Source organism: Enterovibrio nigricans DSM 22720 (assembly GCF_900167155.1).
Classification (GTDB): domain Bacteria; phylum Pseudomonadota; class Gammaproteobacteria; order Enterobacterales; family Vibrionaceae; genus Enterovibrio; species Enterovibrio nigricans.
Genome location: NZ_FUXU01000187.1, coordinates 1 through 2,378, shown reverse-complemented (window position 1 = coordinate 2,378; position 2,378 = coordinate 1). Strand labels below are relative to the sequence as shown.

The window sequence follows — 2,378 nt, the reverse complement described above, 5'->3', positions numbered from 1 at the left end:
ACGACGAGGAAGGTGACACTAGATTGCCTGAAACTTAAAACTTTGCAACGGAGCCCGATTTAGTTCTCCATTATGTGACAGATATTTTAAAGCTCATCGTGTCTAAAACCAAGTCTACAAACACTTTTAGCACTGTGCTTAGATATACATTTGGCTGTCGATTTTTCCATTTTATTATCTTTAAATAGTTTTTTAATTACTTCACTTCTTAAATAAGCAATAGCGCCTCTGTATGCCCCTGAAACATTTAGCAATGAATTTGGATTAACAAGACCAGCTTCAGGAATGTACGTGCGAATTGAGTTTTCATATTCAAAAAAACCTAAACTAATGCCAATTAAATTATGATTGTGATAAACACCGCCAACTACAAAATCCGTATCGATATTTCCATCTAATATATCGTCTAAAAAACTTTCTATATGATAGGCAAGATCTAACCCCAACTCTAACTGCTCTCTATCTTCTTCATTTTCGTTATTCTCTTTATCTTTTAGATGAACTATCCATTGCTTAATGATTTCGTGATATCTAGTTACAGTTGTTCGAATTTCAGGAGTTATTTCGTTAGCCGATATTGTAATTATTTCTGTTGTATAGCTCTCTCTTTCTTGAACTTCTGGCTCTCCGTTGTCATTTAAAATTTTCACTACGTTAGGTAAGGGGGAAAAATTTTGTTTTTCGAGGGTATATATACCTAATGGAGCTTCAGAAACGGCCTGTTGTACTTCTTTTGAGCTTGCTTTTTCTCCAATGGAATTAGTGAGAAAATCAGTAGATGCCATTGCTGCCATTCCTGTTATGCCTGCCGCTTGCTGCAATACATCTGCTGCCTCGCTGCGATGAGATGAAATTACCGATATTAGTTCTTGACGCTCTGCTTCTGAATCCTGTGGATATTGGCTGTTAGGAAAGAGGGAGATGGGAATATGGCCATTATTAATAATATTTTGTACTATATTATTAATATCTATAAAATTAAGACCTAATATCACATACAGTTCAACCATCCTTGATGTCCAGCCAAGACAGCCCTCTGAGCCAGGAGAACGCTTGTGGCGCTTACCCTCGACTTGAGCCATAACAGGGACGTGGCAATAGTGTGACGATGTCAAAAACGCTATGGTATTCCTATCTTTTAAATCAAACCTTTCCAATAAGTGGTATCCAACGACATCATCATACGCTTTATCGACAGCTGCCTCTATTAGCTCCTGCTCCAAACGTAGGTCACTAATTGAGTTACGACTTGCATTGTAGATATCGGAAGCAGGTTTAGGCTGGCATATGGCACTACCAGAAGAAAAAATCTCTTTTAATTCTTCAATCAAGGTCATGTTAGGTCTTACACATCTAGCATGGCGTTCATGGGCAGGGAGTTCATGATAAAATGCAACAGAGTGACTAACAGTTACTCTATCTATAATCCATTCAGAACCAGTAAGCTCATAAAAGGGTTTTTCGATAGTTTTACTTAGCATTGAATTATCGGTTGTTATATTGTCACTATGAAATGCTTCATAATCATAAAGTTGACCATTTGAGTCTTCTTTTATTACTATATTCTTATAGTTACTTTCTAATCCTTTTGATATTCCAAGCCCAATTGTAATATTATTATATTTAGATATATATTTGTAAAAATGGTTATTTCCAGTGTACGTATCTAAGATGTAAATTTTATCTTTAGTGAATGTTAGAATATAGTGTCCAGATAGGTTAAGAGTAAATCTACTGCGTGGAACACTTTTTAAACGGAGAGCAAAAACCACTTCGGCTTGAGAAGGCAATAAAGATTTATCATAATCAAAAGTCAATTGTCTGGAGGGGTTGTTATTCGTTACATTTATCTTGCCAACTGGTTGAACTGCATGCGTAATAGTGCTTCCTGAGTTCGGGTCATGGTATCGCGCAGCCTCAACTTGGATATTGCCACCAGTGTACTCGCCACTCGATAAGTTGGCATTATCTTCTTTTCTAAAATGAAATTGAAAAGCAGAAGGCCCATAAAGTCTCCCACCCCACCCATCATTTAATTGATAATACCTATTATTTTTAACTAATTTCGCTTGTAAATTCATAAAGTGAGCAAGATTATTCTCATCTCTAACCGAAATGGTCACTCTCTGAGGCTTTGCTATAACTCTCCATAACGAGTTAAATAATGAATTTGTGCTTGCATACGAATAAACCACATCTCCGACGCTTGCCTTTAATGGGTCTGAATAGGGGGTAAAGAAATAAACACTACTTCTATCTGGAGGGGTAACTTGGTACTGTGGAGAAATGACTCCTAAAAGCATAGATGTGCACAAAGACTCAGCGATATAGGTCTCGTATCCAGAACTAAGAGACTCAATTTTGCAACCATAAGCCTT

The 2,378-nt window shown here is 36.8% G+C and carries 1 protein-coding gene; it reads right to left on the bottom strand.

Annotated features, from left to right (window positions below; all coding sequences use genetic code 11):
• Positions 1-86: 86 nt before the first annotated feature.
• Positions 87-2,378 (bottom strand): hypothetical protein (locus B5D35_RS23380; protein ID WP_212567569.1); only part of this gene is annotated, 2,292 nt, incomplete at its 5' end.